The following is a 13446-nucleotide window of genomic DNA, read 5'->3' on the forward strand; positions in this document are numbered from 1 at the left end:
ATGTCGAATTTCTCTCGCGCCCAGACCGTGTTCGTGCTGGGTTCTGTGGCGGCTGCAGCCATGTTGACCAGCGGCTGCAGCTCCATCAGTGACACCTTGTCCGGTGGCAAGGTGGATTACCGCACCAGCGGTGCACAAACCGTCAAGCTGGACGTACCGCCAGACCTGACCCAGTTGCCTGGCCAGAGCCGCTTCGGGCAGGTGCCCGCCGACAGCGTGAGTGCCAACGAGCTGGCACGAGAAGCTGCTCGACGCGACCCTTCAGCCAACCCGGGTGGCGCCGTGGCGCCCAGCCAGTTGGGCGGCGTGAGGCTCGAACGTGACGGCCAGACCCGATGGCTGGTGGTGGGGCAGCCCGCCGAACAGGTGTGGCCCAAGGTGCGAGCCTTCTGGGAAGAGTTGGGCTTCGAGCTCACCACCGAGCAGGCCGACGCTGGCGTCATGGAAACCAACTTTGCACAAAACCGGGCCAAGGTTCCGCAAGACGGCATCCGCAAGGCACTGGGTCGCGTGTTCGACATGCTGTATGACACCGGCGAGCGCGACCAGTACCGCACCCGCATCGAGCGCACAGCCAAAGGCACCGAGATCTACATCGCGCACCGTGGCTTGGTCGAAGAGTACGTGGACCCGCAGCGCAAGGAACAAACCACCTGGCGCCCTCGCCCCAGCGACCCTCAACTGGAAGCCGAGATGCTGTCTCGGCTGATGGTGAAGCTGGGCGCCACCGAAGAACAGGCGCAAGAAGTGACGGCCACCGTGGCGGCCGAGCGCGCGCAACGCGCACAACTGCTGGCCGACCAGACCAGCCTGCGCCTGTCCACCGACTTCGACACCGCTTGGCGTCGAGTGGGTCTGGCGCTGGACCGCAGTGGCTACACCATTGAAAGCCGTGACCGCACACAAGGCAGCTACCTGGTTCGGGTGGCGCGTCAGCAAACCGAAGAGCCAGGCTTCTTTGCCAAGCTGTTTGGCCGTGGCGAGTCTGGCAACGACGTGCTCAGCCGCTACCAGATCAAAGTGAGTGGCGAAGGCCGGCAAACCACCGTCGCGGTGCTGGACGACAAGGGCGCAGCCACCAACTCACCAGCGGCGCAGAAGGTGGCTCAGCAGTTGTTGCTGGAACTGAACTGATCCGCTTCTGAACCCCATGAACCAGGCCTCGTGCCTGGTTTTCTTTTGCCTGCTTGCAAATGTGCAATTTGCACATTTATAATGAAGCCACCCGACAGCATCACCTCGCCATGTCTGAAACCACTCCACAAGCGCCCGCTCAACAAGATGTTCCTGCGCTGCAACTGGCCTTGAACTCCCTTCTGGAGCCTCTGGCCCGGCTGTTGGTGGCCAGGGGCATGCCCTATGCGCAGGTGGAAGAAACGCTCAAACGCTCCTATGTGCGCGCTGCCCAGGAGGCCGTCGAGCAGCACGCCGGCGACAAGGTGCCCGCCCATCGGCGCACCAGCCGGATCAGCACCATGACCGGCATCAACCGCCGGGAGGTCACCCGCCTGAGCCAACCAGAGCCGGCCGATGCCGATCGCAGAACATCCGTCGTGTCAGAGGTTTTCACGCGCTGGATCACGCACCCGGACTACCGCGACGCGCAACGGCAGCCACTGCCCCTCCCAAGGCTCGGCGAATCACCCAGCTTCGAAAGCCTGGCCCAAGGCGTGACCCGTGACGTCCACCCCCGAAGCATCCTCGATGAACTGTGCCGCCTGGGCATGACCGAGATCGATGAAACCCGAGACCAGGTGCGCATCGCACGCAGCACCTTTGTTCCACAAGGGGACCAGGCCAGGATGCTGCGCTTCCTGGGCGACAACACCGGCGATCACCTGCGGGCGGCCGTCAGCAACGTGTTGTCGGCGGGACCGCCTCCCCACTTCGAACAGTCGGTGTTCTCGGACGACCTGTCCGCCGAAGCCATGCCGGTGATCAGGGCGCTGGTTGAGCGCCACTGGCAAATGCTGCTGGATGAATCCATCCCGCTTCTGGAGCGGCTGATCGAAGACGACCGCCGTGCCGGCAGGCTGCAAAACCAGCGCGTGCGCATCGGCCTGTTTCAGTACTTTGAACCCCAAGCCCCACAACCCAAGGCCCGTCCCATCTCGCCCAAGGAACACCCATGAACACCAAGATTGCCCCGATCCAGTCCGTGATCGCCAAGCCCCACCTCGGGCGCTGGCCCAGGCTGAGCACCAGTTGCGCCATCGCACTGATTTCCAGCCTGACCGCCTGCGGCGGCGGTGGTGGCGGTGACCAATCAGCTCAACCTGGCACAGGGGGCACCGGCAGCTACGCCTCTGGATCGATTTCGGGGTTTGGCTCCGTGATCATCAATGGCATCCGCTACGACGATTCGTCCGCCGACGTCATCGACGACGATGACGACAGCCTGAGCCGCAATGACCTGAAGCTGGGCATGACCATTGAGGTCGAAGGTGGTGCAGTGACCGCCGCCAGCACCACTGGCGGGCTGGGGCGCGCCGTGGCCAGCGCCATCCGCGTCGTCAATGAGTTCAAGGGGCCCTTCGGCAACGTCAGCGGCAACGACTTCACCATGCTGGGACAAAACATGAAGGTGGACGCCGGCACCATCTTCGAAGGTGCCACCGACCTGGCCGATGCCGTCAGCAAGCAACTGAGCACCTGCCCCTTTGCCGAGGTTTACGGCTATTACAACGCTGGCGATCAAACCTACACCGCCACACGCTTTGCATGCGACGACAGCGCCACCGAATACCGCCTGTTCGGGCCGGTCAGCAACGTGAACGACACCACGTTCCGCATCCATGCGCTGCTGGTGAACTACAACAGCACCGTGCTGGATGACCAGACCCTCAACGATGGCAACATGGTTCGCGTGCGTCTGAGCGCCGGCAGCTACAACGATGCCAGCCCCGCAGGTATGGCCACCCGCATCACCGTGCGCAACCGCCAGGCGCCCGACACCAGCAAAGCAGAGGTGGAGGGCTTGATCACCGGCCGCACCGAATCGTCAGGCACGGTGAACTTCAGCGTCAACGGACTGCCTGTGCAGGTTGGCAGCAGCACCCAACTGGAAGACGGGCTGAATTTGGCTCAACTGCAAAACGGCGTGCGCGTTGAGGTCGAGGGCCGCATCGTGGATGGCGTGTTGCTGGCGCGAGAAATTGAGCTGGAAGACGACGATGATCTGCGCACGCAGGCAGAGAACCAGGAGTTTGTTGGACTGATCAGCGCCGCGCAGCGTGTCTCTGGTGGCGGCAGCTTCACCTTGACCACCAGCGGTGGCCGGGTCTACAACGTGACGTATGTCGACTCGGCGCTGGATGACGACATCACCAGCAGCCAGATCAGCAACGGCAACCGCGTGGAAGTGAAAGGCACCGTGGACGCCGACGGCGCGAGCATCAGCGCGCTTGAGATCGACACCGAGGACGACTGATCACGATCGCCCATGAAAAAAGCCGCTCAACCGAGCGGCTTTTTTTGCTGGAACTGAAAAGATCAGTTCGAAGCAGCTTCAGAAGCGGCTTCGGTCACAGCGGCGGCTGCGTCAGAAGCGGCTTCGGTCACGGCGGTAGCAGCATCGGAAGCGGCTTCGGTCACAGCTTCGGTAGCGGTGACGGCAGCTTCAGAAGCAGCTTCGGTCATGGCAGCGGCCTCGGAGGCGGCGGTGTCAACGACGGCTTCTTCCTTCTTGCCGCAAGCGGCCAGGGCGATGGAAGCGATCAGCGAAGCCAGCAGGAGCGACTTTTTCATGCTTGTATCCTCGAAAAGGAGTGTCAAAAATACGTTATGGATCGCGTCAAGCCGCGACCAGGTAATGGACCAGCAAAGACGGTCATGTTGCACATTAATAGTGCAGCATGTACAGGCGGAAATTATACGAGCACTCGGGCTTTTCCTTATAGGCCTAAAGTCGTAACTGGTAGTGCACTGACTGAGCGTTGCAAAATAACGTCAAACCCATCCTGCCAGTGCTGCACAGTGGCGGCGTCCCGGGTCCACACGCCCTGCCCGCGTTGCGGGTCATGCAAACGCAGGCCCAGCACCTTGCCCACCAGCAACAGGGTCGGCACCTGGTCACGCTGATCATCATCGGCCTGCCAGACCTGCACACGGTGCCCCCAACCCTGTCGCCAAGCGATCCATCGCGGATGCTGCAAGGCCACCCGATCTGTCTGGGCCAGCAGCACCTGCATCCTGGCCTGTCGGTTGGCCATGGCCCACGATTGCAAGGCCGTCACCACCGCACGCTGACCCAGGGGCCATGACTGAAAATCACGGTCGCTCAGGCACAAGGACGTGGGCTGGGTGCACGCCCAGGCCAGCGCGGCGCAGACGCGGTCAGAGAAGTCGCGCCATCCGTCGATGCGCCCCCCTTCTTCCCAGGTCGGTGCCGATTCGCTCATGGGGACCTCATCGCCACGGGTGCAACCAGCCGTCCAGGGCCCATTGCGTCAGCAACTCGCGCACGGCCGGGCTGGCGCGGCTCACGGCCAGGGGTGTCAGCTGCCGCTGATCGGCCAGGGTCTGCAGCACACGCGCATCTTTCCCGGCAGCGCGCCAGGATTCGCCATTGGCAAACACGCGGGCGTCGTCGTACATCATCCTGGTTTTGGGATCCAGGCGCACACCGTCTCCGTCGGCCAGCGCGCTGCCGCCCTGAAACCACACCGAGGGTTTGGGCTCGGTCAGCACCTCACCCAGCGCCGACATCAGGCCCTGTGGGTCGGTGAGCAAGCGGCTGATGGCCTCTTGTGCAAAGGTCTGCAGCCCGTCGGGGATGCGCGCTGGTGTGGCGGTGGCCGGCTGCGCCGGGTCTCGGTACAGCCTGGGGCGTTCGGGCGGCTCCAACTCATCGGCCCAGCGCAGCAGCAGCTCGCGTGACAGGCCGGTTGCTTCCGGCACCCTGAACCCTACGGAACAGGTCATGCAGTCGTCCCCCTCGGCCGCCCCATCATGGGCCCAGCCCGGCGGCAGGTACAGCATGTCGCCAGCCTCCAGCACCCACTCCTCGGTGGGCGTGAAGTGGCGCAGTATCTTCAAGGGCACGTCAGGTTCCAGCGTGCGGTCTTTCAATGGCGCAATGCGCCAGCGTCGCCGTCCAGACACCTGCAGCAAAAACACATCATATGAGTCGTAATGCGGCCCCACCCCGCCGGTGTCGGTGGCATAAGAAATCATGAGGTCGTCCAGCCGCGCGTCCGGCACGAAGCGGAAGCGTTGCAGCAACTCATGCGCGGCCGGCACATGCAAATCCAGGCCCTGCACCAGCACGGTCCAGCCTGGCTGAGACAAGGGCGGCAGCGATCGGCGGGCCACAGGGCCCCGTTTCAAACGCCAATCCGGGGCCTGGGCAGCCAAGGCCTTGCCCTTGGCACCACGCTGACCAGGCTGCCGCACGATGAGGCGCGACTCGACATCATCTTGTGCCGCCAGGGCAAACAGCTCGGCCCTGGACACGGGGGGCTGCACACCCGGCACCGCTTGCCGAATCAGCAAGGGCTTTTTCTGCCAATGCCGGCGCATGAACGCCTGAGGCGACAAGCCGCCCAGCAGGGGCGTGGGCTGGGCCAGGGGATCGATGGGCGCCACAGCGGCGCGACGTGGTGTGGAGGTGCGCGAGCTCATGCCCACATTGTGCGCCCGAGAAGATGCGAAAGCCGTCGCAGCCATGCGATGATCGCGGGATGATCATTGCCTCGCCCTGCGTGGTGAGCCTGACCTGGCGACTTGAAGACGCCCAGGGGCAGCTCATCGACGAACTAGACACCCCCATGGAATTTCTGGTGGGAGGTGAAGACCTGCTGCCCAAGGTTGAGCAAACGTTGCTGGACCAGGCGGCTGGATTTGAAGCCAACCTGCACCTCGAGCCCGAGCACGCGTTCGGCGACTACGACGCCGATCTGGTGTTTTTTGAGCCCAGAGACATCTTCCCGGCCGAGGTCTCACCAGGCATGCAGTTCGATGGCCCGCCGGAAGGGGCGTCCACGCCTGACCTGCCTCGCGAAGCCATCTACACCGTCACCGAGGTGTACGACCAGCATGTGGTGCTGGATGGCAACCACCCTCTGGCGGGGCTGGCACTGCGGCTGTCCTTGAAGGTGCACGATGTGCGCGCCGCCCTGGAAGAGGAAGTGGCCCAGGGCTCGGTGTCCTCACTGCCGTTCAGCCTGGCGCCCTCTCCGGGCCCGGACGACACCCTGCATTGACGCCGCCGGGCGCGGCGTCTGCGCAAGCTGCTCAGCCGCGCCCTGTCGAGCCGAACCCGCCCTGGCCGCGTTCGGTGGCCTCGAACGACTCGACCTGCCGAAACGCCACCTGCACCACGGGCACGATGACCATCTGGGCAATGCGGTCCATGGGCTGGATGGTCACGGGAGCGTGCCCCCGGTTCCAGGCACTCACCATCAGCGGGCCCTGGTAATCGGAATCGATCAGCCCCACGAGGTTGCCCAGCACAATGCCTTGTTTGTGTCCCAGCCCCGAACGGGGAAGGATCATGGCCGCCAGACCTGGATCGCCCAGGTGCATGGCCAGGCCGGTGGGAATCAGTTGCGCCTGACCGGGCTCCAGCACCAACGGTGCGTCGATGCAGGCCCTCAAATCCAGCCCGGCACTGCCGGTGGTGGCATACGCTGGCAGGGCATCGGCCACGCGGGCGTCCAGAACGCGGATGTCAACGGTCGTCATGCGTCTTGTCTTCAATGGATGGGGGGATCGGTGGGCTCACCCGGCGCGGCATGGCCTGCACGCACCCTGCCCTGTCGGGCCAGCCGAGTGGCCAGATCGCGCATCAGTTCTCGCGCCAGGGTGAGCTTGTCGGCACTGCTGCCATCGGCCGGCAGCGCTCGCTCGGTGTCGGCATCCACCAGCAGCAAGGCGTTGTCGTCGCGGCCAAAGGTGGCCGGCCCCAGATTGCCCACGATCAGGGGCACACCCTTGCGCACGAGCTTGGCGCGCGCGTGGGCCAGCAGTTGCTCGCTTTCGGCGGCAAAACCCACGCAGTAAGGTGCTTGTGGCAGGGCCGCCACCGTGGCCAGGATGTCGGGGTTCTCGGTCAGCTCAAAGGTGGGGGCCACCTTCTTGCCTTCTTTCTTGATCTTGTGCTCGCTCAAGGCGGCGGGCCGCCAGTCTGCCACCGCCGCCGTGGCGATGAAGACATCGTGCTCGGCAGCCAGGGGCAGCACGGTGTCATGCATGTCGCGGGCTGAACGCACGTCCAGTCGCCGCACACCGCGAGGGGTGGGCAGGTGCACGGGTCCGGCCACCAGCGTGACCTGGGCCCCCGCCTCGTGCGCAGCACGGGCAATCGCAAAGCCCATCTTGCCGCTCGACAGGTTCGTGATGCCCCGCACCGGATCAATGGCCTCGAAGGTGGGGCCCGCCGTGATCAATACGCGCTGTCCGGCGAGGTGCTTGACCTGGAAATGCGCCACCAGCTCGTCCAGCAACTCGGCCGGCTCCAGCATGCGCCCATCGCCCACCTCGCCACAGGCTTGCTGGCCTGCGGCCGGCCCAAGCAGGATGGTGCCGTCATCGCGCAACTGCTGTGCGTTGCGTTGGGTGGCCGGGTGAGACCACATCTCGCGGTTCATGGCCGGCGCCAGCAGCAGCGCACAACGGTCGCGGGGACGGGCCAGGCACGTCAGGCTGAGCAGCTCATCGGCGCGGCCCTGCACCAGCCGGGCCATGAAATCGGCGCTGGCCGGCGCCACCAGGATGACATCGGCCTCACGCCCCAGCTGGATGTGAGCCATGTTGTTGTCAGGCCGGCTGTCCCACTGACTGGTGTACACAGGCCGCCCGGAGAGCGCCTGAAAGGTGACCGAGGTGATGAAGGCCTCGGCCGCCTCGGTCATGATCACCTGCACGGTGGCCCCGGCCTGGGTGAGCAGCCTCACCAATTCGGCCGATTTGTAGCAGGCGATGCCGCCTGAGAGGCCGAGCACGATGTGCCGGCCCTGAAGGTCTGCGCGTTCTGACATGCCCCGCACTCTAGCAGGACTGTGCCCGGGCGCAGCGACCGACGCCGATCAGCGACCGGAGATGCCCAACTGGCTGCGGTAGGCGCTGGGCGACATGCCCGTCCAGCGCTTGAATGCAAAGGTGAAGGCCCGACGGTCTGAAAAACCCAGCTCGGTGCTGATGGACTCCATGGAGATGGCGCGGCGACGCAGCATGATCTGTGCACGATGCTGCTTGGCCTCGGACTGGATGTCCACGAACTTGAAGCCCTCCGCCTGCAGGCGACGCTGCAGGGTTCGGGGGTGCAGCCCCAATGCCACGGCGGTGGCCTCCAGGCCTTCACGCAGCAGTTCGGGCCGGCGCTCCAGGGCCCAGCGCACCTCGTCAACCAGACGCCGACGCTCACCCAGCTCTTGGTTGAGGCGGCGCTCGATGCGCTGACGTGCTTCACCTCGGGCCTGGGGGTATGGCGGCGTCAGTGGCAAGTCAAGCCAGCGACGGTCCATCACCAGCGCATCGATCTCTTCATTGAACAGCACCGGCACCCCGAAGTGCGCGGTGTAGCGCTCATGGTTGGCCGGTGGTGCACCCGCCAGCCGCACAGACAGCAGCCAGTTGGGCTCACGGGTGGCGCGGCGGATGACCTGGTTGACCACCGACAGGGCCACCTCGCGAACCGGACGCAACTCTTCCACGCTGACGCCCGGGGCGTCGATCACGATGCGCAGGTGCGCCTCGGAGCCAAACTCGTCCAGGCGCACGGTGAGCCACGGCGCCAGCAACTCGCGCGCCCACCCCGCCAACTCCAGCCCGTCACGGATGGTGGAGCACGCCCCCATGAAGGCATCGAACTCGGCGAAATGTTCAAACACGAACCGTTCACCCAGCGCAAACGGAAAGTGATGACCACGGGCGCGTTCCACACACATGGAAAACGCCTTGAACAGATTGACCGGCGACACGCGCAAGGGGGCGTGCCCGTCGACCTGGCTGATGCCTGCCTCTCGCAGCACAGGCTCCAAGGCGAACCCGCAGGTCGAGGCGGCTTCACGCCAGCTGCCCAAGGATGGCATGGGAACGGAGGAGGAGGACAACATCTGATACATGGGATTTTTGACCGCTGAAAGGGAACATCCGACGCTATTAATCTATTGGTCTGGCGCCCTCGCGGCAAGGAACCTTCAGGGCCAAAGAGGGCTATTTCGCGCCATTAACGCACCGCATGCCACGCGACATCCCCTGAATCGGCATAGCACTAACCCCATGTCGTCGTAACTTGTCAAGCACCCGTAAGGAGGTTCTTGCCCCCAGGGTGCACACGGTTAATCCTGAACTTTCAGTAATTCCTGAAATTTCAGGATCTAATGGCGCATCTCTTGATGGCCATCAACCATGAACACCGCCCTCACCCCCCTGGTCCGCAGCTTTGTGTCGCATTTCGGTGAAATGGGCAGCCGCTGGGGCATCAACCGCACCGTGGGCCAGATCTACGCCCTGATCTTCGTGTCGCCCCAGCCCTTGCACGCCGACGCCATCGCCGAGGCGCTGGAGTTCAGTCGCTCCAACGTGAGCATGGGACTCAAGGAGTTGCAGGCCTGGCGGCTCGTCCACCTCAAGCACTTCCCGGGGGACCGGCGCGAGTACTTCGAAGCCCCCCAGGATGCCTGGGAGGTGTTCAAGACCCTGGCCGAAGAGCGCCGACGACGAGAGATCGAGCCCACCCTGTCGATGCTGCGCAATGCCTTGCTGGAAGACCCCGCCAACGAGGCCGACCGCATCGCCCAACAGCGCATGAAGGGCATGCACGACCTCATCGAGCTGATGACGCGGTGGTTTGACGACATCCAGGGCATGGACCCCAAGACCCTGGCCCAACTCATGACGCTGGGCGCCAAGGTGGGGCGCCTGCTGGAGTTCGCGTCGCCACGCCGCCTGCCTGCGCAGCCGTCAACCGGTTCTTCCAAGGAGTGAATCATGGACACCTTGCTGTTGTCGCGCATGCAGTTTGCGACCAACATCACCTTCCACATCCTGTTTCCCACGATCACCATCGCCCTGGGATGGGCCTTGCTGTTCATGCGCTGGCGCTGGCTGCGCACGCAAGACACCGCCTGGCTGGGGGCCTACCGACTGTGGACCAAGGTGTTTGCGCTGACCTTCGCCCTGGGCGTGGTCAGCGGCGTGACCATGAGCTTCCAGTTCGGCACCAACTGGCCAGGATTCATGGAACGGGTGGGCAACATTGCCGGCCCGCTGCTGGGCTTTGAGGTGCTGACGGCCTTCTTCCTGGAGGCCACCTTCCTGGGCGTGATGCTGTTCGGGCATGGTCGCGTGAGTGAGCGAGTGCACCTGCTGGCCACCTTCCTGGTGGCGTTTGGCACCACCGTGAGCGCCTTCTGGATCCTCAGCCTGAACTCGTGGATGCAAACCCCGGTGGGTTACGAGATCGTCAATGGCGAATTCTTTCCCACCGACTGGTCGGCCATCATCTTCAACCCCAGCTTCCCTTACAGGCTGGCCCACATGCTGCTGGCCTCGGGCCTGACCGTGGCCTTTTTGCTGGCGGGGCTGGCCGCCTGGCAGGTGTTGCGCGGGCGAAGCAATCCGTCCACACCCAAGAGCCTGCGCCTGGGCGTGACCCTGGGCGCCATCCTGATCCCGGCGCAGATCGTGATGGGCGACCTGCACGGCCTGAACACGCTGGAGCACCAGCCGCAAAAAATCGCGGCCATGGAAGGGGTGTGGGACACCTCCACACGGGTGCCCCTGCTGCTGTTTGCCGTGCCGGACGAAGCCAATCGCACCAATCATTTTGAAGTGGGCATCCCGGCCCTGGCCAGCCTGATCCTCAAGCACGACCTGAACGGTGAGATCCGGGGCCTCAACGAGTTCGAGGGCCGCCATCCGCCCGTGGCGCCCCTGTTCTATGGCTTCAGGCTGATGGTGGGGGTGGGCATGCTGATGCTGCTGAGCAGCTGGCTGGCGCTGTGGCAGTTGCGCCGCGCCGGTTGGCAGCCGCCACGCATGCCGCGGTTCACCCTGCACGTGCTGATGTGGATGACGTTTTCTGGCTGGGTGGCTACGGTGGCCGGATGGTATGTCACCGAAATCGGGCGCCAACCCTACATCGTGCATGGCCTGTTGACCGTGGCCGAGGTGGCCACGACCACGCCACCGGCGCATGTCGCCATCACCTTGACCGCCTACGTGACGGTGTACCTGGCCTTGCTGGCGGCCTACATCAGCGTGCTGCGCTACCTGGCCGGCAAGCCCATGGACCTGCCGCCCGGCCTGGAGGCTGCACGCAGCGGCCATGCCGTCTCCCACCCCCAAGTTCAAGGAGCCTGAACATGCCCGATCAACAATGGCTGCCCATCGTCTTCTGGCTCTTGCTGGGCGTGTCCATGCTGGCCTATGTGGTGCTGGACGGCTATGACCTGGGTGTGGGCCTGCTCATGCCCTGGGCCTCTGACCAGGACAAGGACATGATGGTCGCCTCCATCGGCCCCTTCTGGGATGCCAACGAGACCTGGCTGGTGCTGGGCGTGGGGCTGCTGCTGGTGGCCTTTCCCAAAGGCCAGGGCGTGGTGCTGGGCGCGCTGTACCTGCCCGTGGCGGTCATGCTGATCGGCCTGATCTTGCGCGGCGTGGCTTTTGACTTCCGGGTGAAGGCCCACGCACAACACAAGCCGCTGTGGAATGCCCTGTTCAGCCTGGGCTCCCTGATGGCCGCAGCCTCTCAAGGATGGATGCTGGGCCGCTTCGTGATGGGCCTGGACACCGGCGCCCACGCCATGGCGTTTGCGGGCTTGATTGCGGTGGCCCTGCCCGTGACCTACGCCCTGCTGGGCGCCTGCTGGCTGATCCTGAAAACCGAGGACGCCTTGCAGCGTCAGGCCGTGGCCTGGGCCAAGTGGTGCTGGCCCGCCATGGTGGTGGCGCTGCTGGGCGTGTCGGTGGCCACACCATGGTTCAGCGACACCGTGCGCGAGCGCTGGTTCAGCTTCCCCAACATCCTGGCCTTGCTGCCCGTGCCGGTCATGGCGGGGCTGGCGCTGGTGGCACTGCGGGGCCTGCTCAATTCACACCGCATCGTCGGTGCTGCAGGCAAGCTGTGCTGGCTGCCACTGACGCTGGCCATTTGCGTGATGCTGGTGGGGGGCATGGGTCTGGCTTACAGCCTGTACCCCTACATCGTGCTGGACAAGCTCACCATGTGGGACGCGGCGGCCGCCCCCGGGTCTTTGAAGATCATCCTGGCAGGCACCTTGATCACCCTGCCGGCGATCTGCGCCTACACGGTGTTCATCTACCGTGTGTTCGGGGGCAAGGCGCAGCCGCTGCAATACGGCGGGGCCTGAGCCCGGCCCGCCGCCTGACGCCCTCAGACCTCGCGATCACGCCAGGCCGAGGGGGTCACCCCTTCCCAGCGCTTGAACGCGGCCGTGAAGGCCCGGCGGTCTGAAAAGCCCAACCGGGCACTGATGTCGTCGATGGACAGCTTGCCCTCGCGCAGCCACTGGCAGGCCAGGCGCTGGCGCATGCGGGCCTGCACGTGCAGGTAGGTGTCGCCTTCGTCTTTCAGCCGGCGCTGCAAGGTGCGGGGGTGCAGGCTGAGGCGGTCGGCCATTTCTTCCACACCCAGGGCCAGCAACGAGGCATCGCGGGCGATGAAGGACTCGATCTCGGCGGCCACGCCCTGACGCTTGACCTCTTTACCCAGACGCTGCTCGGCCAGAAACTGCGCCTGCTCATGCAGCGCTGGAAACGCGCCTTCCAGGGGCACATCCAGGATCCGACGCTCGAACACCAGCGCGTCCACCGGTTGGTTGAACTGTGTGGGCACCGTGAAGAAAGCGTCGAACTGCGCGGCGTTGGGCGGCGCGGCGCGGCGAATCTGCACGCCCAACAAGCCTTCTTCAGAGCCCTGCAGCGAACGGCCAAACTTGCGGATGCACGCCAGGATGGCATCGGTGACCAGGTGCAGCGGCAGGCCGTAGGCCTCGACGTTGGGCAACGGCACGTCCAGCCCCACCACCACACGCGCCAGATCGCCATCCTCACGAACTTCGAGTTTGAGCCAGGGCAGCACCACCTGCCGCGCCAGGTCGGCCACCCTCAGCGCCTCGCGCAAGGTGGGGCTGGTGGTCAGCAGGGTCTCGAACTCGGGCAGCGACTCAAAAGCAAACGTGTCGCCCAACACGAAGGGAAAGTGCTTGTCAGGCGGCGTCAATGCAGCGCACTGCTCCAGCAAGGAGATCAACTGCAAAGGTGAAACCCGCGCGTCTTCCAGGCGGATCAGGTCAACCTTGACACCTGCCTCCTTGAAAAGCGTCTGGACGTTGATGCCGCACTTGGCGCCCGCCTTGATCCAGGCCGACAGCATGAACAACGGGATGGGCTTGATGCCCAAGGCCTCCAGCACGGCCGCAGGGGGAAGTGGAATGCGCATAAATGATTTCGGCACACCCAAGACAGGTGTGCCGA

14 protein-coding genes are annotated in these 13446 nt (G+C 64.6%); 7 read left to right on the forward strand and 7 right to left on the reverse strand.

The genetic code is table 11. From position 1 onward, the window contains the following. From bamC to WNB94_RS13250, 3 genes are all read left to right on the forward strand, one after another. Positions 1-1134, forward strand: coding sequence for an NlpB/DapX family lipoprotein (gene bamC / locus WNB94_RS13240; protein WP_341390889.1), 1134 nt, complete (start codon positions 1-3; stop codon positions 1132-1134). A 110-nt stretch (positions 1135-1244) separates the two neighbouring features. Further along, positions 1245-2132, forward strand: a complete 888-nt coding sequence (locus WNB94_RS13245; protein WP_341390890.1) for a DUF6502 family protein — start codon at positions 1245-1247, stop codon at positions 2130-2132. Further along, complete coding sequence (locus tag WNB94_RS13250; protein WP_341390891.1) at positions 2129-3430, forward strand: DUF5666 domain-containing protein; 1302 nt, start codon at positions 2129-2131, stop codon at positions 3428-3430. The genes WNB94_RS13245 and WNB94_RS13250 overlap by 4 nt, the downstream gene beginning before the upstream one ends. Before the next feature lie 62 nt (positions 3431-3492). On the opposite strand, the gene WNB94_RS13255 is transcribed toward WNB94_RS13250, so the two are convergent. From WNB94_RS13255 to WNB94_RS13265, 3 genes are all read right to left on the reverse strand, one after another. Beyond that, positions 3493-3747 (reverse strand): hypothetical protein, encoded by a 255-nt coding sequence (locus WNB94_RS13255; RefSeq protein ID WP_341390892.1) that lies wholly within the window; start codon positions 3745-3747, stop codon positions 3493-3495. Between the two features lie 146 nt (positions 3748-3893). Next, the gene (locus tag WNB94_RS13260) at positions 3894-4400 is read right to left on the reverse strand and encodes a DUF7931 domain-containing protein (protein ID WP_341390893.1); all 507 of its coding nucleotides are present in this window, start codon (positions 4398-4400) and stop codon (positions 3894-3896) included. A 7-nt stretch (positions 4401-4407) separates the two neighbouring features. Then, positions 4408-5622 (reverse strand): ribosomal protein uL16 3-hydroxylase, encoded by a 1215-nt coding sequence (locus WNB94_RS13265; protein ID WP_341390894.1) that lies wholly within the window; start codon positions 5620-5622, stop codon positions 4408-4410. Between the two features lie 59 nt (positions 5623-5681). Here WNB94_RS13265 and WNB94_RS13270 point away from each other — a divergent pair, with 59 nt between their 5' ends. Then, positions 5682-6203: an FKBP-type peptidyl-prolyl cis-trans isomerase gene (locus tag WNB94_RS13270; protein WP_341390895.1), complete on the forward strand. Its 522-nt coding sequence runs from the start codon at positions 5682-5684 to the stop codon at positions 6201-6203. Positions 6204-6234: 31 nt separating this feature from the next. On the opposite strand, the gene dut is transcribed toward WNB94_RS13270, so the two are convergent. From dut to WNB94_RS13285, 3 genes are read right to left on the reverse strand one after another with little or no spacing between them, the layout of a single operon-like run. After that, on the reverse strand, positions 6235-6684 hold the full coding sequence (gene dut / locus WNB94_RS13275) for a dUTP diphosphatase (protein ID WP_341390896.1): 450 nt from the start codon (positions 6682-6684) through the stop codon (positions 6235-6237). 11 nt (positions 6685-6695) lie between these two features. Then, complete coding sequence (gene coaBC, locus WNB94_RS13280; protein ID WP_341390897.1) at positions 6696-7979, reverse strand: bifunctional phosphopantothenoylcysteine decarboxylase/phosphopantothenate--cysteine ligase CoaBC; 1284 nt, start codon at positions 7977-7979, stop codon at positions 6696-6698. A 48-nt stretch (positions 7980-8027) separates the two neighbouring features. Further along, a complete protein-coding gene (locus tag WNB94_RS13285) occupies positions 8028-9056 on the reverse strand; it encodes an AraC family transcriptional regulator (RefSeq protein ID WP_341390898.1) in 1029 nt (342 codons plus the stop codon). A gap of 295 nt (positions 9057-9351) precedes the next feature. Between WNB94_RS13285 and WNB94_RS13290 the strand changes: the two genes are divergently transcribed. The 3 genes from WNB94_RS13290 to WNB94_RS13300 are packed head-to-tail and all read left to right on the forward strand — an operon-like array spanning position 9352 to position 12320. Next, entirely contained in the window at positions 9352-9930 is a 579-nt protein-coding gene (locus tag WNB94_RS13290) for a GbsR/MarR family transcriptional regulator (protein ID WP_341390899.1), read from the forward strand. 3 nt (positions 9931-9933) lie between these two features. Then, positions 9934-11307, forward strand: coding sequence for a cytochrome ubiquinol oxidase subunit I (locus tag WNB94_RS13295; protein WP_341390900.1), 1374 nt, complete (start codon positions 9934-9936; stop codon positions 11305-11307). A 2-nt stretch (positions 11308-11309) separates the two neighbouring features. Continuing rightward, positions 11310-12320, forward strand: a complete 1011-nt coding sequence (locus WNB94_RS13300) for a cytochrome d ubiquinol oxidase subunit II (protein WP_341390901.1) — start codon at positions 11310-11312, stop codon at positions 12318-12320. Positions 12321-12343: 23 nt separating this feature from the next. Here the strand turns inward: WNB94_RS13300 and WNB94_RS13305 are convergent, their stop codons facing one another. Next, positions 12344-13411, reverse strand: coding sequence for a helix-turn-helix domain-containing protein (locus tag WNB94_RS13305; protein WP_341390902.1), 1068 nt, complete (start codon positions 13409-13411; stop codon positions 12344-12346). Positions 13412-13446: the final 35 nt, after the last annotated feature.

Origin of the sequence: Aquabacterium sp. A3, assembly GCF_038069945.1 — a bacterium.
Classification (GTDB): domain Bacteria; phylum Pseudomonadota; class Gammaproteobacteria; order Burkholderiales; family Burkholderiaceae_C; genus Aquabacterium.

Bases quoted from the DNA above. Each gene is read 5' to 3' on its own strand.
- bamC (WP_341390889.1), top strand. From the start codon at position 1: ATGTCGAATTTCTCTCGCGCCCAGACCGTGTTCGTGCTGGGTTCTGTG.
- WNB94_RS13245 (WP_341390890.1), top strand. From the start codon at position 1,245: ATGTCTGAAACCACTCCACAAGCGCCCGCTCAACAAGATGTTCCTGCG.
- WNB94_RS13250 (WP_341390891.1), top strand. From the start codon at position 2,129: ATGAACACCAAGATTGCCCCGATCCAGTCCGTGATCGCCAAGCCCCAC.
- WNB94_RS13255 (WP_341390892.1), bottom strand. From the start codon at position 3,747: ATGAAAAAGTCGCTCCTGCTGGCTTCGCTGATCGCTTCCATCGCCCTG.
- WNB94_RS13260 (WP_341390893.1), bottom strand. From the start codon at position 4,400: ATGAGCGAATCGGCACCGACCTGGGAAGAAGGGGGGCGCATCGACGGA.
- WNB94_RS13265 (WP_341390894.1), bottom strand. From the start codon at position 5,622: ATGAGCTCGCGCACCTCCACACCACGTCGCGCCGCTGTGGCGCCCATC.
- WNB94_RS13270 (WP_341390895.1), top strand. From the start codon at position 5,682: ATGATCATTGCCTCGCCCTGCGTGGTGAGCCTGACCTGGCGACTTGAA.
- dut (WP_341390896.1), bottom strand. From the start codon at position 6,684: ATGACGACCGTTGACATCCGCGTTCTGGACGCCCGCGTGGCCGATGCC.
- coaBC (WP_341390897.1), bottom strand. From the start codon at position 7,979: ATGTCAGAACGCGCAGACCTTCAGGGCCGGCACATCGTGCTCGGCCTC.
- WNB94_RS13285 (WP_341390898.1), bottom strand. From the start codon at position 9,056: ATGTTGTCCTCCTCCTCCGTTCCCATGCCATCCTTGGGCAGCTGGCGT.
- WNB94_RS13290 (WP_341390899.1), top strand. From the start codon at position 9,352: ATGAACACCGCCCTCACCCCCCTGGTCCGCAGCTTTGTGTCGCATTTC.
- WNB94_RS13295 (WP_341390900.1), top strand. From the start codon at position 9,934: ATGGACACCTTGCTGTTGTCGCGCATGCAGTTTGCGACCAACATCACC.
- WNB94_RS13300 (WP_341390901.1), top strand. From the start codon at position 11,310: ATGCCCGATCAACAATGGCTGCCCATCGTCTTCTGGCTCTTGCTGGGC.
- WNB94_RS13305 (WP_341390902.1), bottom strand. From the start codon at position 13,411: ATGCGCATTCCACTTCCCCCTGCGGCCGTGCTGGAGGCCTTGGGCATC.